The following is a 15,794-nucleotide window of genomic DNA, read 5'->3' on the forward strand; positions in this document are numbered from 1 at the left end:
TTAGCGAGTAAGTTGGTTTAAATAAAACAACCGTGCTAAATGAATTTGAGCGCACATCTTTTCTACTTCATCTAACATGCGCGGGCTCATACGGTGCACTTTGTCTGCATTTGGATGAAAAATAAAACCATGTTTGGCCGCAGGAATATGTGGCCATTGTTGCCAATTTAATCGGTCGGGATCACCACTGGTGCTTTGACTGGGCTGGATCACCACTTGCGGTAAACTGGCTAACACTTGTTCTAAGCCCACACTAGGATAGTCATCTTGAGCATGGGCGAAGGGGTTTTGCGCACCACATAATGCTAATTGCTGCTGCGGCCAAGCTTGGTTCGCCACAGTACGAATAGGCCGCGACCATAACTCATAAAATACCGACACTTTAGCTTGTTGTGCATAGCTATGTTTAAGCTGGTTTAATCTGTGTAAATATTGCTCGGCTAAGGCTTGGGCTGTTTGACTGCGTCCAGTGACCTCACCCAGTAATAATAATTCTTCTGCCACATCAGCTAAAGTTTGAGGGTGGGTATACACCACATTTAACTGGTATTGCTCTAAACGAGCTAAGTCATCTATAGGGTTGCCGGTTTTCCACGCAATGATTAGGTCTGGTTGTAGTTGCAAAATTTTTTCAATTTGTAAGCGTGCATAATTGCCTACTACCGGAATTTGCTTGGCCGCACTTGGGTAATCTGCATGTGCAGTAGTAGCAATAATTTGTTGCCCAGCCCCTATGGCAAAAAGTGACTCCACTAAATGCGGGGCTAAGGCAATGATGCGCCTTTGTTGTTTATTCTGAATACTGTCTTCGGCCCACGACCCAGCTGAGGCTGTGAATAACCCCAAGGCTATAACAACCCAGTATAAACGTATCACCAATCCACCCCTTTTTGCGCTTGAATGCCATTATCAAAGGCATGTTTAATAGAGCGTACTTCACTTACGGTGTCGGCCATCTCTATTATGGCTCTGTGACAGGCTCGGCCACTGATCACCACATGTTGATCTTTAGGGCGAGAGGCTAAGGCCTCAAGCACTTCATCTAGCTCTAGATATTTAAAACTTAACATATAGGTAATTTCGTCTAACAGCACTAAGTCTATGCTGGGATCTTGTAGTAGGCTTTTGCTGTGTTGCCAAGCGGCTTGTGCAGCTTGAATATCGGTGTCTTTATCTTGGGTTTCCCAGGTAAAACCGGTGCCCATAACATGAAAGCTCACGCCATTTTTTTCTAATAAATTACGCTCACCACATTCCCATCCCCCTTTTACAAATTGTACTACCGCTGCCTTAAGGCCATGGCCTACAGCACGGGCGACTGTGCCAAATCCCGAGGTAGATTTACCTTTGCCGTTACCCGTAATCACCAATAACAAGCCTTTGTCTTGGGTGGCAGCAGCAATTTGTGCATCTACTTTGGCTTTTTGTGCTTGCATGCGAGCCTTGTGTTTGGCTTTGTCTGAATTGATATCTGTCATGTTATTTACCTATTTGTTGAGCATGCATTGGGCTTAGCTGGACTTTTGCCGCATAGCCAAAAGAAAAAATACGCTACCAATGGCAGCGGTAATAATGCCTATGGGAATTTCTTGGTCGGGCAGGGCGACTCTGGCCAAAACATCAACCCATACAATAAAACAGCCGCCTAATAAAACCGAACCAATAATCACCACTTTACTGGTCACCCCAAGCCAATTACGGACTAAATGTGGGATCATCAAACCCACAAAACCTATTCCACCACAATAGGCTACTATACAAGCGGTTAGCGCGGCGCAAATGGCCAGGCTTAAAAAGCGAATTTTATGCACTTGCACCCCTAAGGTTTTGGCATTGTCGTCGCCAAGCAGCAGGGCATCTATATGTCGGTGATATAGTAGCAACATAGCCACACTTAGCAGCACTACAGGCAACATTACCCAGGCATACCAAGCTTCTACTCTGGCTAAACTGCCCATTAACCAAAACACCACTTTGTTGGCGGCAAAGGGATCACCAATAAATAAAATGAAGTGACTTAACGCACTTAACATAAAAGACACGGCTACCCCCGCCAGTAACATATGCTCCGTGCGGTTGCCAAAGGTTTTACGCGCCAATATTTGTACAAACAATACGGCAAATAAGGCACCTAAAAATGCCGCTATAGGTAACGCCAAGGTAAAAGAAAAATCTGCATATGCCTTTAACCAAGTGAAATCTTGTGAGCGACTACTGTCAAACAATAAAGTTGCAATACTTGCCCCTAAGCCTGCACCCGATACCACGCCAAATAAATAGGGGTCGGCCAACCCATTGCGGGTAATATTTTGTAGTGTTGCCCCCGCCACTGCTAGTCCGGCGCCAACTAAAAAGCCAACAAAAACTCTGGGTGCGCGAATTTCCCAAAATATCATTTGCTCAATGGGATCTTGGCATTGCAGTAACATACATTGTACTAATTGCTGCTGTGCAATATCTGCCGCACCAAAAAACAGCGCTGCTATAGGCGAACAAAGAGCAAAGAGGCAGAGCAAGCCCCACTTTTTATTCATACTGAATCTGCCTGTTGGGTTGCCATAAGATCAAAAGCTACCTGTTCAGGTGGGAAAAACTCAATCCTAAGAGAATTTTGACTTGTGGCCTTTTGTACTTGGCAAGGCAAATTAAACACTTGTTCTAGGCGTTGGGTTGTTAGCACTTGTGCAGGTGTACCCACTGCTGCAACTTTGCCTTTATCTAGTAAGCACAATTGATCGCAATAATGGGCAGCTAAATTAAGGTCGTGCAAACTGATCACCACAGCAAGCTTAAGTTGGTGAGCTAATGATTGCAGTAAATTCATAACTTGATGCTGGTAATACACATCTAAGTGATTAACCGGTTCGTCTAATACAAAAAGTTTGGCTTGTTGCACCAACCCTCGGGCTATTAACCCTCGTTGTTGCTCACCGCCCGACAACGAAGCAAAAGACTGCTGGGCTTTATCTGCTAACCCTACCACAGCTAATGCTTGAGCAACGCGTTGCCGATCTTTGTGATCTTCGCGGCTTAATAGAGACTTATGTGGCAACAAACCCATGCTTACAATTTGTTGTAAGTTAAGGGCAAAGACCTGTTCGTTGAGTTGATTTACCACTGCTACCTGGCGAGCTAAGGCCATAGGTTCGTAGTCGTCTAATAGGCGGGATTGCCAGCTGATTTTGCCTTGGCTTTTTATTTGTCCAGATAACATTTTAAGTAGACTGGTTTTGCCCGCCCCATTAGGACCTAACACCCCTAACACTTGGCCAGCAACAACATTTAGCGACACATCGGCTAACACTTGTTGCTGTCCTAAAGTTAAATTAACCTGCTTGGCAATTAAGTTTGCTGGCTTAGGCATACACGCTTTGACTCAACTGTTTATGATCAAAATCAGGCTTTAGTCTGACTTAAAAAAAGCGGAAAGTAGCAACATTGACAGCCTAAAATACTGGCCAGAGAAAATGTTATCCGTGTGTTCCCGCACGACATTTGTTTGTTGTTACGCCCTTGGGCGATTTAAGGCTGGTATCTGACTTGCGTGAGTACGCTTACAGTTGCGGGTACAGTTTTGGATTTTCACCAAATTCCCATTTGCATTTATGTCACTTAACTAAGTGCCACAAAACCTTAATGATTGCAGCAGAAATATACCAACTTGCTGCATTCAGTACGAGTGTTATTTGGTATAGGTAACTTACAATAGATTATTGCGTCTCGCGCTGTAACCAACCTAAGTAGCTGGTGCGTCCTTTTCCTGCATAAGGGGCAACATGCTGAACTCCATGTTGTTGTGGCACTAAAAACAAATTTAAGGTGTTAAAAGTGGGCATAAAGGCTTGTTCAATATTGCCTTGTTGGTCGTAAAAAGCTAAATGCCCGCCCCAATTTACATCCCAATCTTTGGTCATGCTAAACACGTAAGCGGCTACACGGTCGTGCTTATCGTGGCGGTCGTCGTGTTGAGTTAAAAAATGCCCTGGTGAGTAACAAGAGGCATAACTATCGGCCTTAGCTACAGTGCGGTCGCCTGTTAGCTCACGCATAAACTCAAGGGTATCGGGTTGGTTCATAAAATCATGCATGGCATGCATAGGATGCCCAGGTTGTTCGTTTAGCTGAATGGCTTGAGTGATATAATATTGAATAAACACATACTGAAACTGGCTACGGGCACGAGCATAAATATTATGCATAAACTGCTGCTTTTTTTGGGGTGGCAAAGCATGAAATTCACTTAAAGGACTTTCGTAAAAGTTATTTGCTTGGTTGTAGGCCAAATTCCAATCTGTGTTGGTCATTAAAAGATGATGCAAATATTCGGCGCTTTCTTGAGTAAAAAAATTAGCTACCTGAATACGCTTATGGGTTTGAAGTTGGGCTGCAAGGGCGCTGGGATCGTGAATAGGGTTAATGGCAATTTTTGCAGACATAGATTTTCCTAAAACTAAAATGACAACCACTTTGCCATTGCATCAAGACCATCATAAACAATCCAGCTCGGCAATTGAAATAGCTAAGAACAATAAATCTAAATCTACATGATAATTACCGACAATAAAAAAAGCCGAGCTCAAAAGAGACTCGGCTGTTTAATCTTAGCTTGCCTGTTTTTAGGCGCTAATTTTAGATTTATTGCACAGGCATAGTTTTGTGAAAGCTATTTAAATCTGATACCACTTGCTCCCGCGGATAAGTATCAAAATCTACGTCTCTAAAGGTAGTTCCACGTAATTGAATTCTTATTCTAGGGGCTTCAGCATTAGCAATAGTTTGCTGATAGTAGCGTTTAAAGTCATTAAATTGGGCATTTTCAACCGCGTTAATTAATTGGGTTTTACTATCAAATTGCCAGTTTTCTTTATACCAATCAGAAATAAATTCACTCATTTCTTCGGTTAGATTTTTAGGCTGCTCTTTAAGAGAAATTAATAAACTATCTCTTAGTTGATTAAATTCTTGCTCAGTGAAGCTGGCTAAATCGGCAAGGTATTGCTTTTTAAACTCATCAAATCGTTGTTGAGTAGCGGGTAAATCTAAGCTAGGTGCTTGGATATACATAGCCAGTCCTGAATAATCACGAATATCAAAAGCAAAAGCACCTACGGCATAGGCGAGTTGCTCTTCGGTACGTAATTTATCAAAGGCTTTAGTACCTATGTGCTGACCTATGATTTTGGCGATAGCACGATTAGCTACAGATGGCTCGCTATGCATAGAAATGTCTAGTAGCGCATTGTCGGCTACTGGAATATCCTTCTGCCAAGCTAAACGAGTGTTAGCCAAAGGCTTCCATAAAGGCGACTGGGTATAAGCACTAACTTGATGATTGTCTGGTAACACCTTAGTGATTTTATCTGCCACGTAAGCTAGATCGGCTTGACTATAATTGCCAAAGGCAAAAACACGTACTTGGTTAGTTTGCATGCTGTGCTGAATAAATTGACGCAGATCCTCTGCTGTAAGAGCATTAGCCACTTCTATTAATTCAGCGTTTTTGCTACCAAATTGCGAAATGACTTTATTTAAATTTGAAAATAACTGCGAGTAAGGAAAGCGTTTTTCACTGTTTGCTGTACCACGTACAAATCTATCTACTGCCTGCTGAAAGGCTAAATCTGTAACTTGGATTTGCATTGCGGCTAGGCCTTTATTTAATAGCTGCATTTGTTTATCGGTAAAACCGCCAAGGGATAACTCCATACCATTTTTATCAGATAAACTTAGGTTCATGCCAGCAACTGACGCTTCTGTGAGTAGTTCACTTTCTGCCACATTAAATAAATCTACCCATAGGCTTTGTAACACTTGGGCTTTAACAGAATGCAGCCTAGCCTGATTATTAAAATACACGCGCATTACACCTTTAGGCTGAGTTTTAAATAGTTGACTTGGGTAATGCCAAATTTTCACAGCTGGGCTGTCGTAAGTTAGGTTAGGCAATTCCATAGCTGGATTTTCATGAATGTTGAAGTTTTCTGGCAATAAGGTATTTACCTTAGGCATTTTTAACATAGGGTTAAGTTGTTCCCAGGTTGCAACCTGCTCTTGATTAAAGTCTTCAAGACGGTAGCGACCATCGTAAAAGTGCAAGCCCTGATCGGCTTTTTCAGCTTTACTGATGAACCAGACTTTTAGATTGTTACTGTTTAATTGTGCCAATACCTTATTGATAGCTTGTTCATCAAACTTCTCAAATCTATAAGGGGCAGCAATTACGTCTTGTATAGGGTATTCCTGCATATTGGCCGCTAAAGTCGATACATAACCAAAAGCTCCACCTTTTTCTAAAAATCTAAACCTATTGGCCAGCATAGTTTTAATTTCGGTAAAGTACTTTTTATCTACCCCTTGCTGTTTAATTAGCTGAATATATTGCATGACGGTTTTCACAACTTCATCGCGGTGCTGCATGCCTCTGTCGGTTAACTCAATGTCGACCGACAAAGTACCGTAGTTACCATACATATTAGGCGTAGCGCTGGCGCTTAAGCTAGAAATTAAACCTTGTTGTTTTAGTAGGTATGCAGGCGTGCCTACCATTTCTGAACCAATTAAATAAGACACTATACGATTAGGTTTAACTAAATAATCCGCTGAGTTATCGGTAATGGTAAAGTCTAAAATAACTTGTTTTACGTCTTCGTTTGGCACGTAATAAATGTTTTTACCACCGCGTTTGTCGGCAGAAATAGGGGTAGTGACTTGATACTCTTCAACATTTTTATTTTTAATGGCTGCAAAGTGCTTAGTGGCCAAGGCTCGCATGGTGTCGATTGGCAAATTGCTTAACAAGGCCAATTTCATTTTGTTTGCTGAATAATGTTGGTTGTAAAACTTGACCGTTTCTTCGTGCAGATTTGTGCCGTCATTGTTGGCTAGGGTTTCTAGGTTACCAATTAAAAAACGGTTAGACGGATGCTCGCCAAATAATTCTCGGGCAAGACTAAAGCGACCAAAAAAGTCCATTTCGCGGCGCATAGACCACTCGGCATTTACCGCGTTTTTTTCTTTTTCGGTATATTCAGCATAAAGCTTAGGTGATTTAAAAAAGTCTGAGAAACGATCTAGTGCTTCGTCATAGGCATCATTATTAATTTGAAACATATAATTAGTAATTTCAAGCCATGTATAAGCATTAGATGCCCCACCATTGTTCGACATGAAGTTGCCGTATTCTGCAGTGTCTGGATACTTTTCTGTACCTAAAAATAACATGTGCTCGAAATAATGTGCCATGCCTGCTTGAGTGTTTGGATCTTGCAGTGCACCTACACCTACACTTAACGAGGCTGCAGATTTTTCAGCACTAGGATCAGACACTAACAAAATCTCTAGTCCATTTGGCAATTGTAAACTGGCGTAATCTCTATCATCGTTTTCACTGATAATAGGAACCTTGGGTTTCCCCTCAACCACTTTTTGCGTGAGGCTAGTTTGTTGGCAAGCGACTAGCGTCAGCATTAAGGTTAAAGCGCTTACAGAACGTGTAATAGACATAAATATTATCCGTAGGTTAGGTACAGCAAAAATAAAAACCAACAGTCTACCTAAGTTGGTAAAACATGCAGTGTAAATATTGTAAACAGATCTTATTGGCCGCTTTAAAAGGCTTGAACAAGGCAAATTTAAAGGTAAAACCTTAGAAAAATTATTTTTTAGTAGAAGTTACCGAAACCTTGATTGGCTGTTGTATGCTATGTAGGAAATTTAAAAAACAGGATCAGGCTTAGATGTTTCACCCAGTGGTTTGTAGAATAAAAAGTGTCATTAATACCAGTGTTTTAGTACTAGCTTTGACTAGTGTAAGTGTATTTAGCGTGTCGGCTAAAGACGGTAAAAATAACACCCAAGAAAATTTGGTCAGCAAAATTGTAGAGATAAAAGATCTGAAAAAGGCCACAGACCAAGCAAAATTATTACCCTTTGAGTCTACGCTAGTGATTTTAGACATAGACGATACCCTACTGACTGCCAGTGAATTTTTTGGCAGTGATAAATGGTACGACTGGCAACGTGGCCGAGCTTTGCAACCAAATGGCCAAGCTCAACCTATCAGTGAACAAGATAAAGTGGCTTGTTTGTTTGATGTTTTAGGCATGACCTACGAAATTGCCAGCAATATTCCTACTCAGGCCAATATGCAAAGTTTAGTGGCTCAGGTGCAGCAAGATTTGCTTATTTTGACCGCACGCTCTGGTAACTACAGAGCAGCCACCATGCGCGAATTAAATCGCAATGGAATTGACCTAAAAACAAAAGCTTTAACCGCAAAAGATCAAGGCCTTCATTACCCTAAAACCCACAATGGCCGTACTGCCACGCTTAGTTATGTAGATGGGGTATTTATGGTGCAAGGCATGGATAAAGGCGTAATGTTGTTAGACTTACTTAAACGCCTAAATAAAAGTTACCAAGCGGTAGTCTTTGTCGATGACAAATCCCATAACATTAATAATATGGCCAATGCACTTAAATCAGCAGGTATAGATTATTACGGCTTTAAGTACACTAGAGTAGATAAAACTGTGTCTTCACAAGAAGTTAAACATGCTCAAGCAGCTGCCAATGATTTAATGCAATTGTTGCAACAGCATTTTACCGACAGATATCAAGCTATCACTAAAGGGCAATGTGCCTATTAAGTTTTTTACTGGCATTTAACTAAAAACATGACTCCAGTATTAAGTAAAATTGGTCAACTATTGGCTAAATATTTAGCCAAGCCAAGTGCTGACCATAAGCAAGTCTCAAACCGTCAAACTCAGTTGGTTGCTGGCAGTATACGCAGTGGCGATGTACTGCTAGTAGACGGCTCTAGTCGTATTAGTAAGGCCATTAAATACCTTACCCAATCCACCTGGTCACATGCGGCCCTGTGCATCGAAGATCAAAAACATGCCGATAGCCCAGATCCCAACCAAGTCTGGTTATTAGAAGCAGATGTGATTGAAGGGGTTAGAATTATTTCTCTGGCTCACTATCAAAATGTCAATACTAGAATTTGTCGCCCTGTGGGGTTAAATGCCGCAGAAATTGAGCAAGCCATTGCTTTTGCTAAAGCCAAAGTAGGGCACCAGTACGACACCAAAAATGTGCTTGATCTAATGCGTTATCTTATTCAAACACCGCCAGTGCCTACTAAATGGCGCAGAAACATGTTGGCCCTAGGCAGTGGTGACCCCACTAAAGCCATTTGCAGTACATTAGTGGCACAAACCTTCCAGTCAATTCAATACCCTATACTGCCAGAAGTATCTTTAATCAAAAGCAGTCATCAAGAAGTGTACACCAGCCGCCACTACAGCCTTTTTGTGCCCAAAGACTTCGACCTGTCACCTTATTTCAATATAATCAAACCCACTATTGAACAAGGATTCGACCCTCACAAACTAAATTGGCAAAACTACAATCAACCTGAATAACTAATTAGTTTGAGCTTAGCCAGTGGGTTTAATTGTAAGGAATTGATTAGAGGTAAACTCGATTTTGGTCAATTTTATAAAGTTCTCATTTGTAAGTTAGATAACTCTTCTAAAAATTATTTTTAGCAATTTAGCAGGTAAGAATAGATTGAATTTTGTTCAATTAGTTTATAAAAATCAATAAATTACGTTTAATTCGAGCTTGAACTTAGGAGTGTTTAACAATAGAGTGTGCGCGTTATCACGCTGGAGTGATGAATTACATATAAGGATATCTGCATGAAATTTCTTTCTAAAACCACTATTTCGTTATCTCTAACACTTGCATTAATTGGATGCGGTGGAGGAAGTAGCGAAAGTGTTACTCCCATTGAATCATCAACACCAACTCCGTCTCCTGCAATTAAAGTTGAAACTTTAGCAGGTATTTACTCTGGTAAATTTGCTACTGGTGGAGAAGAGTTTGAAGTCGATGGAATAGTCGCACCATCAGGAGAGATTCGTTTTATTACCTCTCTCGATGAGCAACTAAAAGGAATCATTACAATTACCGATTCTGGCTTTTCAGTTGACCCACTCAGTTCATTTATCTCTGATGGTTATTTGTCAGACGATTATTATGCTTCTGTATTTAATACAAATGGCTCTGCAACTGGGACAATTGATAATGGTAAATTATCTGGTACTACTACCCTAGATGGCAACACGGCTAGCTTTGTCTTAGATAAGGAAGAGGAGTTGACTGAATTTGGCGCTAGTTTTGATAAATTAACGGGGAACTATGTAACACCTGACTTTTCCACTAGCATCTCGTTTGATGCTGATGGAAAAATCAACGGGGTAGATGATTATAGTTGCGTCTATTCAGGTGAAATGACTATTCCCAATGTTAATGTCAATGTTTATGAAATGAGTGTTATCGTAGAAAACTGTGAAGACGGTAACGGAACATATAAAGGTTTAGCCTCTGTTATCCCCGCGGGAACAATAGAGGGGATTGATACTAAACTTGTGTTGTTCCAGGCTGACAATGAACTAATTGCTATTACAGCTGCTTTGATTGAAAACTAGTTAACTTCAGAAAAAGTAGGCGTCATTCATTATTGTGAGTGACGCCAAACGGTCAAATTATGGTAAAAAAGTTTCTTTAAAATGTCTTAATGAGACACTCATAGGTATATAACAATGCAGTACTAAAAGGACACCCATCGTAATTTGAGGCTATTTATTAATAACGCAGGGCCAACTGAATTATTTAAACTGATTTGCCAAAGGTTATTTAATATAGAAAACTGTTTCTCGAAATGAGACTAAACAGGTCAAAGTAATATAAGTCGGCGGGTGTGGGGTAACTCAATGATTTGTAATGAAAAAAATGGTGGCCCGACCCTGACTTGAACAGGGGACCTGCCGATTATGAGTCGGATGCTCTAACCAACTGAGCTATCGGGCCATTTTAGATTTTGCTGTAAGCCAGTTTTGAATAACGGCTTACAGATGTTTTTAATCGAGTCGATTGAAAACGACGCGCAGTATAAGCAGTTTTTTTTAGCTTGTCATCTTACTTATTCGGCTAATGTGTTTGATTGGTGTAATTTTCGCCAGTTTTGGCTGCCAATTAAACAAAGTGCTGCTAAGCCAAGCATTAAAATTGCAAAACTTCCGCCTGAACGGCTTACCGTATCTGTAGTGGGCGGGGCCACTACGCTGACCGTTACTGTGGCGGTATTGCTTAGCCCAAAGTCATCGGTGGCGGTAAAGTTAAAAATTAATCTGGTTGCGGCACTTGGGGCAGTAAAGTTTGCGTTGAGTGTATTGGCCTGATTAATGGTGACAGGCGTGCCTGAGGTTTGTGTCCATTCATAGGTAAGAGGTTTAGCTTCAGGGTCGGTTGCACTGGCAGTTAGGCTAACATTTTGTCTGGTATTAACCTCAAAGTTAGCTGTGGTGCTTACTGCGGGCGCTTGGTTTGACTCATCATCGCGAATATTAATAGTTAGGTTAACTTGGTCTCCTAGTACTTGGCTATTGTCTGCGGTTAGGCTGAGGTTAACGCTTTCTAAAGATTCTTGTTCTTGGTCGTCTATTAAATGCAATTCTATTAACTTGTGGCTGGTATCGCCATTTGCCCAAACGAGTTTGCCGCTTGTGTCTTGTATATCTTGACCTACAGTGGCGCTAGCCGAATGCAGTTGGTAATTCACTTCTACTTCACCATCGTTGCCACCTTGGCGAGCGACAGCTACTTGTAGTGAAGCATCGGTTTCTTTTACTTCAAGTTCGGCTTGAGTAAATACGATTTTTCCTTGGTTGAGGGTGTCGGTGATCTGGACTTTGATGATATTGGGCACAGCCAAAGTTGCACCGTTTTGCGGGTTAAATAAGCGCACATAAAAGTCTTCGGTAATTTCGTCAACATCATCAACTAGGGTGGCAATGTCAATTGTTTGCGGCTGATTGTTATTGGCTGGCCAGCTAAGAGTGTGCTGGTTAAAGCTAAAGTCGCTGAGATCGGCAGAGCCGGGAAATATTTGATAACTTAGGCTAGTGGCGCCATTGCCAGTTTTGTTCACTGTGATGCTGGCTGTATCACCTTCTTTAACCGTTACACTTGAGTGGCTAAAACTAACCTGGCCTATGTCGTTGTTTAAGCTTTGGTCGCGTAAAATGAATAGGCCGCTATTGATATCACTCACTAAAATATGCCCGCTAGGTAAATAGGGATACACACCCCAAGCTCCATTAAAACCTGTGTTGTTCGACACCGGATAAGTATCAAAAAAGCCAACTTCAAGCGGATTGCTTGGGTTGCTAATATCTAAAACCGTTAAGCCTCTTTCATAATTCGACATGTAATAACGATTGCCTCGTACAAAACCGTTATGATCTATAGCCTGAGTGCTTCCGGTCCAGGTTCCTACTAAGCTAGGGTTTGAGAGCTGGCTAATATCAAAAATATTTAGGGTGGTATTGAGGCCAAAATTACGTTCGTCTAATTCGTCGTGCACTAACACATATTGTTTGTCTTCGCTCCACCATCCCGAATGAGTGTAGGCTGAGTTGGGGTAAGTGCCGGCTCCTAGTTCAGTGACTTGGCTGGCGTCAGTGTGATCCCATAAACGTAAAGAGCCTTCGTTAAAATCTAATATTACTAAACAGCTTGGTTGGTTTGTTTGTTGGCAGTCGGTTTGCGCGCGCTCATCTGTAAGGTTGAGCGACGATGCATCGTGACTATAGTCGCTGGCACTGGCACCAGTCAGCGAATAGGTTGGGGTTAATTGTGAGGGATCGGCCAATGAATACGAACGCAACGCGCCAGAAAAGTTATTTGACCCCATAATGTGCACGTTAGGCTGTTGGTCTGGCAGCGCAATATTGAGCGAATAATCTAAATTACTAATGTAAATGTTATGGGCGCTTTTATCTGTGGTTTGTTGGGTGACTAAGGTCATGCCTTGGTCTGGAATGCTAAGGTCAAGAATAGTTAAGCCTTCTTCTTCCTCTGAGGTGACATAGGCATAGGCTTGCCACCTTAATGTTGGCTTATGATAAAACTGGTAAACCTTAATATCTCGCCAGGTTGTGGGTAAACCGTCTATGCTGCCGGTAATTTTTGGCGCACTTGGCTCACTTACGTCCACTAGCGCAATGGCATTTCTTAAGCCAATAATGGCGTATTCTTTTTGGTTGTTTAAATCAACAAAGCCCCAAATGTCGTTGGCTGAGCTGGGTTTAGATGGAAAGTCATCCAAAGGAATATGCGCCAACAAATCAATATTCGAACACTCATAGCCATCGGCCTGCCCATCTACACAAGCTAGGTTAGACTGAGATTGTTTCATTAAAGCTAAGTGGCCGCTGCTAAGCCCTTTGCTGGCTAAGCTTAAAGCTGCGGCGCCTTTGCTGTCTCGAATAACCTTAAACCCTTGGTTTTCAAGTTGATTAACATATTGCAAAGGCACACCACTAATAGTGGTGAGATAACGGTCTGGATTTTGGTTTTGATATTGGTCTATTTGATTAAAGCCGCCTAAAACCGGTACGACTTCGCCAGTTAAATAAAGTAGGTCTTGTTCAGATTCAATGGCATAACGGCCTTGGGCGACTAAGATAGTGTCGCCTTTATTTGCTTGCTGAGCAGCATAACTTACTGATTTACATGGTCTAAACCTATTACTACAGGAGCCACTATTGGTGCCATTGGCAGCCACAAATCTGGCTTTGTCATGTTCTGCATGCGCCTGAACACCTTGACTAAAAGCTATGCTCAGTATCATTATGACGGCCATTATATACTGCATTGGATGTTCTCGTATTTCATGAAGTTGTTTTATACCTTACCTATTGCGCTAAATATTACCAAATATTTAGCCTTTTCGAATTTAATCAAACACCGCTTGGTTTTAGTTATTAGTACGCTATTGTTGGTATTAACTGGCTGCTCAAAATCCAATCCGGTTAATCAACTTAACTTTGAGCTGTGGTTTAATGGCGAACCTTTAACTTGTCAAAGTTTTGAAACCCAAGAGCAGCAGTGGTTCATTCGTCATTTTGCTTTTTTTGTAAGCCAACTTAGCTTTACTACTGAGCAAAAAATACTGCAGCCAGCACTTCAAAATTCTCAGTGGCAAAGTCAGCAAGTTAGTTTATTAATGCCCAATTTGGCTAAATGTAGCGATGTTAAACAAACAGATGCAACGGCAGCAGTTAAGTCAATCTCAGCTGCAAGCAGTCAGGCAATCGTTTTTGCTGAGCCTATTGATCTTGAGCAAGTAACAGAGCTGCATTTTAGTTTAGGAGTACCTTTTGCGTTAAATCATCAAAACCCTTTGCAGCAAGAGTCACCGTTTAATCTGCCTACTATGTTTTGGTCGTGGCGGGCAGGGCATAAATTTTTTCGGCTAGATTTACATAATCCACAAGATAACTGGGTGTTTCATTTAGGCAGTGTAGGTTGTGAGTCTGCTAGTGTCATGCGCGGGCCTAAAGCTGAATGTTTGCAGCCCAATAGAGTGCAATATAAGTTAAATAAAATGCAGCAAGGCACTAAGCTAGTGCTGCATCTAGACCGCTTGTTTAATGGTTTAGTACTGCAAAATGAGCAGTCTTGTTTATTTAATACTGGGCAAAGCAGCTGTCAAACCCTAGTGCATAATTTACATAATCTGGCTGTGTTTGAATGGCATTAAAAGTTTGCTTGAAATGGGGCTTAGCTGGTCTGGGGGTAGTGACTTTATTAGCTTGTCAGCCACACACAACGCCAGATTACAACTGGTCGTTACCTCCAGGCTTTCCTGAGCCTTTAGTACCAGCAGATAATCCTATGACAGAGGCAAAAGTTGCTCTGGGGCAAGCGCTTTTTTTTGATAAAAACTTATCTTTTAATCAAGCTTCATCTTGCGCCAGTTGTCACCAAGCTGACTTTGCTTTTGCCGAGCCCAAAAAAGTCGCGATTGGAGCAACAGGGCAAGCACACAGACGCAATTCTCAAGCTTTAGTGAATGTGGCTTACAACAGCCGCTTAACATGGGCGCACTCGGGTTTGCATCAGCTAGAACAACAAATTTTAATTCCTATGTTTTCTGAAGATCCCATAGAGTTAGGCATTACAGGGCACGAAGAAGCCGTGTTATCACGTTTTACTGGTGCTGAGTATGCCAAGTTATTTCAGCAAGCATTTGGTCAGTCTGCCCCCAGTTTTGAGTTTATAGTTAAAGCCTTAGCTAGTTATGTACGCAGCTTAATTAGTTTTAACTCACCTTTTGATCAATACGCTTATTTAAACCATGATGCGGCCATGTCAGAATCGGCTAAACGTGGCATGGAATTATTTTTCTCAGAAAAATTGGAGTGCTTTCACTGCCATGGCGGGGTGAACTTTACACAATCAAGCCAGCATCAAAATCAGCAACTCGACTTAAGGCCCTTTCATAATACTGGTTTATACAATCAAGATGGCCAAGGGGCATTTCCAATACAGGATCAAGGCTTGATTGAAATCACTTTGCAAGCCCAAGACATGGGCAAGTTTAGAGCCCCAACCCTAAGAAATATTCAATTATCTGCGCCTTATATGCACGACGGCAGCATAGCTAGCCTAGAAGAGGTGATTGATTTTTATGCCAAAGGTGGCAGAGCAGCAGGGCAACATAGCCCGCTTAAAAGTGTGTTTGTGCAAGGCTTTGAATTAAAAGAGAGTGAGAAACAAGACCTTATTGCTTTTTTACAAAGCCTGACCGACCCACAATTTGTACAAAAAAGTCGCCTGCAAGCGGTTAAATCTAGGCCATTGCGCCCAAACTAAGAGGTGCAAGCTTATTAGAACTTTGATATCTTCTAAAAAAAGCTAGACTAAATATATTTAGC

General features: G+C 41.5%; 12 protein-coding genes, 1 tRNA gene and 1 riboswitch. Of the genes, 5 read left to right on the top strand and 8 right to left on the bottom strand.

The window, feature by feature from the left end; genetic code table 11:
• The 6 genes from ACVCDT_RS04230 to ACVCDT_RS04255 all read right to left on the bottom strand — a co-directional run bounded on the left by ACVCDT_RS04230 (window position 1) and on the right by ACVCDT_RS04255 (window position 7,503).
• Complete coding sequence (locus ACVCDT_RS04230; RefSeq protein ID WP_447131676.1) at window positions 1–846, bottom strand: cobalamin-binding protein; 846 nt, start codon at window positions 844–846, stop codon at window positions 1–3.
• Window positions 847–872: 26 nt separating this feature from the next.
• On the bottom strand, window positions 873–1,478 hold the full coding sequence (gene cobO / locus ACVCDT_RS04235) for a cob(I)yrinic acid a,c-diamide adenosyltransferase (protein WP_447131503.1): 606 nt from the start codon (window positions 1,476–1,478) through the stop codon (window positions 873–875).
• A gap of 33 nt (window positions 1,479–1,511) precedes the next feature.
• Window positions 1,512–2,534 (bottom strand): FecCD family ABC transporter permease, encoded by a 1,023-nt coding sequence (locus ACVCDT_RS04240; RefSeq protein WP_447131504.1) that lies wholly within the window; start codon window positions 2,532–2,534, stop codon window positions 1,512–1,514.
• Window positions 2,531–3,364: an ABC transporter ATP-binding protein gene (locus ACVCDT_RS04245; RefSeq protein ID WP_447131505.1), complete on the bottom strand. Its 834-nt coding sequence runs from the start codon at window positions 3,362–3,364 to the stop codon at window positions 2,531–2,533. The genes ACVCDT_RS04240 and ACVCDT_RS04245 overlap by 4 nt, the downstream gene beginning before the upstream one ends.
• A 145-nt stretch (window positions 3,365–3,509) precedes the next feature.
• Window positions 3,510–3,651, bottom strand: a riboswitch (cobalamin riboswitch).
• A gap of 59 nt (window positions 3,652–3,710) precedes the next feature.
• Window positions 3,711–4,436, bottom strand: coding sequence for a 2OG-Fe(II) oxygenase (locus tag ACVCDT_RS04250; RefSeq protein ID WP_447131506.1), 726 nt, complete (start codon window positions 4,434–4,436; stop codon window positions 3,711–3,713).
• A 199-nt stretch (window positions 4,437–4,635) separates the two neighbouring features.
• A complete protein-coding gene (locus ACVCDT_RS04255) occupies window positions 4,636–7,503 on the bottom strand; it encodes an insulinase family protein (protein ID WP_447131507.1) in 2,868 nt (955 codons plus the stop codon).
• A gap of 233 nt (window positions 7,504–7,736) precedes the next feature.
• Here ACVCDT_RS04255 and ACVCDT_RS04260 point away from each other — a divergent pair, with 233 nt between their 5' ends.
• From ACVCDT_RS04260 to ACVCDT_RS04270, 3 genes are all read left to right on the top strand, one after another.
• Window positions 7,737–8,648: a DUF2608 domain-containing protein gene (locus ACVCDT_RS04260; RefSeq protein ID WP_447131508.1), complete on the top strand. Its 912-nt coding sequence runs from the start codon at window positions 7,737–7,739 to the stop codon at window positions 8,646–8,648.
• 27 nt (window positions 8,649–8,675) lie between these two features.
• On the top strand, window positions 8,676–9,428 hold the full coding sequence (locus ACVCDT_RS04265) for a YiiX/YebB-like N1pC/P60 family cysteine hydrolase (protein WP_447131509.1): 753 nt from the start codon (window positions 8,676–8,678) through the stop codon (window positions 9,426–9,428).
• Between the two features lie 279 nt (window positions 9,429–9,707).
• On the top strand, window positions 9,708–10,499 hold the full coding sequence (locus tag ACVCDT_RS04270) for a hypothetical protein (RefSeq protein ID WP_447131510.1): 792 nt from the start codon (window positions 9,708–9,710) through the stop codon (window positions 10,497–10,499).
• A gap of 305 nt (window positions 10,500–10,804) precedes the next feature.
• Here ACVCDT_RS04270 and ACVCDT_RS04275 read toward each other — a convergent pair.
• Window positions 10,805–10,881 (bottom strand) — tRNA-Ile (locus tag ACVCDT_RS04275).
• A gap of 112 nt (window positions 10,882–10,993) precedes the next feature.
• Entirely contained in the window at window positions 10,994–13,729 is a 2,736-nt protein-coding gene (locus tag ACVCDT_RS04280) for a choice-of-anchor B family protein (protein WP_447131511.1), read from the bottom strand.
• Window positions 13,730–13,747: 18 nt separating this feature from the next.
• Between ACVCDT_RS04280 and ACVCDT_RS04285 the strand changes: the two genes are divergently transcribed.
• Window positions 13,748–14,617, top strand: coding sequence for an MbnP family copper-binding protein (locus tag ACVCDT_RS04285; protein WP_447131512.1), 870 nt, complete (start codon window positions 13,748–13,750; stop codon window positions 14,615–14,617).
• Window positions 14,608–15,732 carry an MbnH family di-heme enzyme gene (locus ACVCDT_RS04290; protein WP_447131513.1) on the top strand — a complete coding sequence of 375 codons (1,125 nt, stop codon included), beginning with the start codon at window positions 14,608–14,610 and terminating at the stop codon, window positions 15,730–15,732. The genes ACVCDT_RS04285 and ACVCDT_RS04290 overlap by 10 nt, the downstream gene beginning before the upstream one ends.
• Window positions 15,733–15,794: the final 62 nt, after the last annotated feature.

This window comes from Paraglaciecola aestuariivivens, from assembly GCF_052983255.1.